The 5,950-nt window shown below is 73.2% G+C and carries 5 protein-coding genes and 1 pseudogene; 2 read left to right on the forward strand and 4 right to left on the reverse strand.

The window, feature by feature from the left end:
- Window positions 1–98: 98 nt before the first annotated feature.
- Window positions 99–701 (reverse strand): DUF2306 domain-containing protein, encoded by a 603-nt coding sequence (locus ACFV0O_RS40955; RefSeq protein ID WP_380350006.1) that lies wholly within the window; start codon window positions 699–701, stop codon window positions 99–101.
- Window positions 702–911: 210 nt separating this feature from the next.
- On the opposite strand from ACFV0O_RS40955, the gene ACFV0O_RS40960 reads away from it, so the two are divergent.
- Complete coding sequence (locus ACFV0O_RS40960) at window positions 912–2,132, forward strand: serine hydrolase domain-containing protein (RefSeq protein ID WP_380350009.1); 1,221 nt, start codon at window positions 912–914, stop codon at window positions 2,130–2,132.
- Between the two features lie 42 nt (window positions 2,133–2,174).
- On the opposite strand, the gene ACFV0O_RS40965 is transcribed toward ACFV0O_RS40960, so the two are convergent.
- On the reverse strand, window positions 2,175–2,855 hold the full coding sequence (locus ACFV0O_RS40965) for a TetR/AcrR family transcriptional regulator (RefSeq protein ID WP_380350012.1): 681 nt from the start codon (window positions 2,853–2,855) through the stop codon (window positions 2,175–2,177).
- A gap of 155 nt (window positions 2,856–3,010) precedes the next feature.
- Here ACFV0O_RS40965 and ACFV0O_RS40970 point away from each other — a divergent pair.
- A pseudogene (locus ACFV0O_RS40970) lies at window positions 3,011–3,486 on the forward strand (alcohol dehydrogenase catalytic domain-containing protein).
- Window positions 3,487–3,699: 213 nt separating this feature from the next.
- Here ACFV0O_RS40970 and ACFV0O_RS40975 read toward each other — a convergent pair.
- Window positions 3,700–5,382 (reverse strand): CocE/NonD family hydrolase, encoded by a 1,683-nt coding sequence (locus ACFV0O_RS40975; RefSeq protein ID WP_380350015.1) that lies wholly within the window; start codon window positions 5,380–5,382, stop codon window positions 3,700–3,702.
- Between the two features lie 209 nt (window positions 5,383–5,591).
- A partial coding sequence (locus ACFV0O_RS40980; RefSeq protein ID WP_380350018.1) for an NUDIX domain-containing protein occupies window positions 5,592–5,950 on the reverse strand: 359 nt, incomplete at its 5' end.

A 5,950-nucleotide genomic window follows, 5' to 3' on the forward strand; every position in this document is an offset into this window, starting at 1 on the left:
ACCTCCCCCCCCCCCCCCCCGACCCCCCCCCGGAGCGCCGTCCGGGCGCGCGCGGCGGCCGCCCGGGGGGGGGGGGCCAGCGCCCCGGCGCGGCGGGTTCACCGCCCGCCGGGGCGCAGGCGGGTGAACCAGCACGCCACGAGGAGGTTGGGGACCCAGCACAGCCAGGCGACCACCGTGTACGAGGTGCGGAAGTCCAGGTCCGCCGCCTGGGCGGCGACCAGCATCAGCCGCAGCGTGACCGCGGCGAAGGTGAGCGCGAAGCTGCGGACCATCCAGCGGCGGTGGTCCTCGATCCGGCGGCGCAGGATCATCCGCAGGCCGATGCCGCCGGTGACCAGCCAGGCCACGCCCAGGCAGGCGAAGCCGAGCCGGGCGACCGGCCCCCCGTAGGCGACCGGCGCCAGCAGCAGCGCGCCGATCCCGCCGACCAGGCAGCCCAGCAGGTAGACGACGCCGACGCGGCGGTGCCAGTGCGGCCACCGCTCCCTCAGCCGGGCCGCGAACTGCCACGGCCCGACCGCGAGCGCCACCGCCGCGCCGGATATGTGGATGCCGAGCGGGAGTTCGTGCGCCAGATAGGTGGCGCGCTGATTGCTGAAGAACACCTCCGGGTCGAAGCCCGCGTAGCGCGCGGCGAGCAGGACGATCAGCGTGGACAACACCGTCATGAGGGCCCAGCCGGCCCGAGTGATGCGCATGCCCGAAGTGTCGGGCGCGGCAACCCGGCCGGCATCAGGGCCAACCCCGAGAGAAATCCCCGAAAGAACCCTCATTTTCCTTGGCAGAAAAGGGAGTTGGAGGCTTTTGCGCACCACCGCGGTCCGCGCCATGAGGCTGTCCCCCCCAATCCTCCCTGAGGTGATCCCGAGCACGCCCCGGTGCGGGCCGGACCTGGTTAGCGTCCGGACATGACGTCGAATCACCGAAAGCACCTCGCCGTGGCGGCCACCGTCGCCGCGCTGATCGCCGCGAACGCGGCCACCGCCGTCGCCCGGCCCGCCTCCGCTCCCGCATCGTCCACCGCGTCGTCCACGGCGCCTTCCACCGCGTCGTCCACCGTGCAGCGGCTACACCAGGACGTGGCGGCGATCCACGCCCTGGGGATCAGCGGCGTGCAGGCCCGCACCGTCGCACCCGACGGCCGCCAGGCGGTCGCCACCGCCGGCACCGCCGACCTGCGCACCGGCCGCCCGGTGTCGCCCGACGGCTACTTCCGCATGGCCAGCACGGCCAAGACGCTGGTCGCCACCGTGGTCCTGCAGCTGGAGGCCGAGGGCCGGCTGTCCCTGGACGACCCGGTCGGCCGCTGGCTGCCGGACGTGGCCTGGGGCACCGCCTACGACCCCGCCCGGATCACCGTCCGCGACCTGCTGCGGCACACCGGCGGCATCTCCGACGCCGGCCTGCCCGGGTACCGCACCGCGGACGAGTACGCCCACCAGCGCTTCCTCACCTACAGCTCCGAGGAGTTGGTCACCCGCGCCATGGCCCAGGAGCCCGCCACGGGCTGGAGCTACTCCAACACCGGCTACGTCATGCTCGGCATGATCATCGAACGGGCCACCGGCCGCCCCTCCCACCAGGAGATCGAGGACCGCGTCCTGCGCCCGCTCGGCCTCCGGCAGACCCGGTGGACGGGCACCTCGCCCACCCTGCCCCGACCGCACGCCCGCGCCTACGAGTTCTACGGCCCCGGCGCCGAGAAGGACGTCACCGTGCAGATCCCGGTGTCCACCGAACTGTCGTGGGTCACCACCACGCAGGACGAGAACACCTTCTTCCGCGCCCTGCTCTCGGGCCGCCTGCTGCCGGCCCGTCAGCTGGCCGCGATGAAGGACGGGGTCGACGTCTCCGGGAACCCGCAGGCCGCCGCGATGTGGCCCGCCGGCACCCGGTACGGGCTGGGCCTGGTCGAGATCCCGCTGGACTGCGGAGGCAGGAAGGGGTCGTACTGGAGCCACGAGGGCGGGGACGGCGGCTACATCACCCTCAACGGCGTCACCGCGGACGGCCGGCGCAGCGCGGTGGTCTCCATGTCGGAGGCGCGCGGCGACTCCCTGGACCACATCGTGGAACAGGAGAAGGCGGCCGGCGCCCTGATCGAGCACGCGCTGTGCGCGGGTGACTGACCGCCCGCCGGCGGTCGGCCGACCCCGGGCGGACGCCGGCGGTCACCCCGTCCGATGCGGTGGCCGGTAGAGGTCGTCGAGGCGCAGTGGCGCGGGCCGGGGCAGGGGTGGGCCGTCCGTCGGCAGGCAGGACTGGAGGAAGTACGCGAGCAGGCGGCGGGATGCGGCCGTGGAGGCCGCCGGGGACTCGCGCAGGACGCCTTCGTTGGCCAGGAGCAGAAGGGTGACGTCGCTGGGGTCGAAGTCCTTGCGCAGCTGTCCGGTGTCCTTCGCGCGCTGCACCAGCCGGCCGAGGCCCGCCTCGGCGCGGGCCCGCTCACGACGGACGTCGGGCGCGTCGGGGAAGCGGGAGAGGAACGCGGCGCTGAACCCGCGGTCCCGGACCTGCATCGTGCACACCGTGGTGAGGACGGTGCGGAGTCCGCGCCAGGGATCGTCGTCCTGAAGGGCCTCGTCGAGGACTGCGACGCACTGGCCGAGCCGTTCGGAGAACGCGGCGGCGATCAGCGAGTCGCGTGTCGGGAAGTGCCGGTAGAGGGTGGCGGCACCCACGCCCGCCCTGCGGGCGATCGCGCCGGAGGACACGTCGGTGCCGTCGAGGGCGTACGCCTCGCGGGCGGCCTGGAGGAGCCGGGCGCGGTTGTGCCGGGCGTCGGCTCTCTGCCCCGGGGCGGAGGCTCCGGAGGCGGCGGGCGGCGTGTTCCGAGACGGTCGGGCAGGCATGTCTCCCACTTAATCACCGACGGAGGAGGTCGGCCGTTCAGCGGGTTAGCGTGATCCGGAGCCGCGGCGTCCCGCTGTCCCCTCTCCGCCGCAGAGGTGAGCGGCCGTCGGCTCTTCCGCCGAACGACGTGCCCATGTGTGTACGGAGGTTGTCCGTGTTTGCTGTCCGGTATCACCGCTACGGCGGTTCCGAGGTCCTCGGCGTCGAGGAGGTCGAAGAGCCGCACGCCGCGCCCGGCCAGGTCCGCATCGCGGTGCGGGCCACCGGCGTCACCCCTGCCGACTGGTACCTGCGTTCGGGGTTGCTGCGGGACATCGTCACCGTGGACTTCCCCCACACACCCGGCATGGATGCCGCGGGAATCGTCGACGAGGTGGGAGAAGGGGTGACCGGCACCGGGTGGCGACCATCGCGGACTTCGACGCCGACCGGCACGGGGTGCGGTACCTCCGCTCCGAGGCGGGAGAGTCGCCGGGCTGGGCGGGACTGCCACTGGCCGCCGACCTCGCCGACCGCGGCCGCCTCACCGTCCCGCTGCACGCGGTGTTCCCGCTGAAGGAGGCCGCCACGGCTCATGACGCCAGCGCCACCGGCCACGCGCGCGGCAAGATCGTCATGACCGTGCCCTGACCCGGCGGACGGCGCCCTCGTCACGCAGGCGCCGCAGGAGCCGCGATGGAGTAGCCCCGGGACGGGCGGAGCACGGGACGTCGGCCGGGCCGACGTCCCGTGCTGCGGTGGGGAGTTCGGGCCGCACGTCGGGCGGCACGTCGGGCCGCACGGAAAGGACGGCGGGGCCGCCCGGTGTGCTGCCAGGGCGGCCCCGCCTGCGGTGTGCCGGTGTCAGTCGACGGTGCCGAGCGGGATGTCGAGGTAGGACTCGGTGCCCTCCGGAGAGGTGATCTCGACGGTGGTCGGGGTCGAGTTGGCGTCGGAGAAGAACGGGTCGTGGGTGCCGATGACCAGCTGGAGCCGGCGGCCCCTGGCCAGGACGTAGTGGGCGGGCTGGAGGGCGAAGGTCACGGTGGTGGCCTGCCCGGCCTGCTGGTTGGTGACGGTACAGGGGGCGTTGGTGATGATGTGGCCCTTGCCGGTGGCCGGGTCGCAGTCCAGCAGGTACGCCACGATCGTGGCGTCCATCGCCCGCGGCTTCACCGTCACCCGCACCTCCAGGTCGCCCTGGACGCGCATCGGCTGCGGGAACGGCTCGGTGGTCCAGATCGCGGCGAGGTCGCGGTCGACCTCGGCGGTCTTGTAGACGTGGGGCAGGCCCATGCGCTCGGCCAGGCCGGTCTGCACCAGCTTCGGGGCGACGACGACCGCGGTGTCCCGGCCGGTGGCCTTGAGGGAGCGGGACCAGCCCGGCTGCGGCGCGCCCTCGGCCAGCTGCGCGTCTCCCTGGCCCGCCGCCGGGCCGGCCAGGTGGAACCGCTTGCGCGGCAGGGCGTAGCTCGCCCAGTCCTCGTGGAAGAGGTCGGACAGCAGGTTGTGCATGTACTCCGAGCGGACGCCGAAGCGGGGCTCGCGTCCGTCGCCGGCGCTGCCGCCGAGGTGGTGGTCCAGCCAGCGGTAGGCCGTCTCGGTGGGCTTGGAGAGGAGGCCGGCCAGGCCGGGGAGTTCACCGTTGCCATGGTCGCCGACCTGGACGAGCAGCGACTTGGGCCCCGTCAGGCTGCTGAAGAGGTCGACGACGGCGGGCACCGAGAAGATCGTCTCGTGCCAGGCGGTGGTCAGCAGGATCGGCGTCGCATTGTCGTTGTACGCGTCGAGGTGGGTGCGGGGCGATCGCACCGCCGCGAAGTCCCGGACCTCGTCGTCGATGGCGTTGTTGCGGATCTTCTCGATGACGCGGCGGAACTCCTTCGAGCAGCGCTCCTCGCCGAAGAGCTGGACGAGGGCCTCGAAGGCCTTCAGGTGGCGGGTGCCGTTCTCGTACAGCGAGGCGAACAGGTCGCCCCAGGCGCTGGTGCCGGCCACCACCTTGACCCGGCGGTCCTTCGCGGCCGCCAGCAGGCTCGTCCCGGCGCCGTAGGAGGAGCCGAAGAAGCCGATCCGGTCGGGGTCGACGCCGTCGATCCGGACCAGCGCGTCGATGACCTCGGTGGCGTCGGCCACGTCCTGCGGTCCGGCGACGTGGATCTCGCCCCCGGAGGCGGCCAGGCCGCGCTGGCTGTACGCCAGGACGGCGTAGCCGCCGAGCGCCCAGCGCGGGAACATGCCGAGGTAGGCCCGGTGCCCGATGTTGATCAGCGGGGCGGGCAGGACGACCGCCGGACAGGTCTGCCCGGGCGCGAGGTTGCGCGGGACGCTCAGCGCCGCGTCGAGCATCGTCCCGTCCGCCATGGCGATCGAGAGCTCGCGGTATGCGGCGACCTCCGCGTACGTCTCGTAGGTGTCGGCCAGGCCCCACTGGTCGAGGCGGCCGATCCGGCGCGGCGACGGGTCCAGCAGCGCCTCACGGATCCCCTCCAGCCTGGCGAGGTCGTCGGCGTTGAGCGTGAACGGGCTGTCCGGGGAGCTGTCCATCGGCATGACGGTGAACGCCTTTCACGGAAGAGGAAGTGACGAAGTGTCAGCGCCATGCTCCATCCGTTGCGATCACTACGGTGTACCGACTGGCACCGATCACTCGAACGAGCGATCGGCGCCACTTAAACCTCCCGGCGCGAACAAGTTGGGCCGGCAGCCGGTGCTTTCAGCACCGGCACCGGCGTCGGGTCGCCCGGCTGGCACGGTCAGGCCGCGCGCTGGCCGTGCAGGAGGACGGGCAGCGCGCAGCCCGCCAACGCCTCGGTGATGCGGGCGAACTGGGCGGGGGCCGTGCAGTGCGGCAGGTCGTTCACGGGGACGAAGCGGGCGCCGAGCAGGCCGCTGCGGTGCTGCGGCGGGACGCTCAGGCAGGTGCCGTCGCGCACGGTGCCGCCGTCGAACACGAGGTTGAGGCGTTCCAGGTAGCGGTCGGCCGGGGTGAAGTCGACGGCGACGACGCCGCTCAGGCGCAGGTGCAGGCCGGTCTCGGCGTGCAGGTGCCTCGCCGCCGCGACGTGCGGCGGCTCGTTGGGACAGGCGGCGCCGCCCGGCAGGATCATGCCGT

Source organism: Kitasatospora sp. NPDC059577 (assembly GCF_042735475.1).
Taxonomy (GTDB): Bacteria; Actinomycetota; Actinomycetes; order Streptomycetales; family Streptomycetaceae; genus Kitasatospora.

Coding starts and splice junctions, on each gene's coding strand:
- ACFV0O_RS40955 (WP_380350006.1), bottom strand. CDS start 701: ATGCGCATCACTCGGGCCGGCTGGGCCCTCATGACGGTGTTGTCCACG.
- ACFV0O_RS40960 (WP_380350009.1), top strand. CDS start 912: ATGACGTCGAATCACCGAAAGCACCTCGCCGTGGCGGCCACCGTCGCC.
- ACFV0O_RS40965 (WP_380350012.1), bottom strand. CDS start 2,855: ATGCCTGCCCGACCGTCTCGGAACACGCCGCCCGCCGCCTCCGGAGCC.
- ACFV0O_RS40975 (WP_380350015.1), bottom strand. CDS start 5,382: ATGGACAGCTCCCCGGACAGCCCGTTCACGCTCAACGCCGACGACCTC.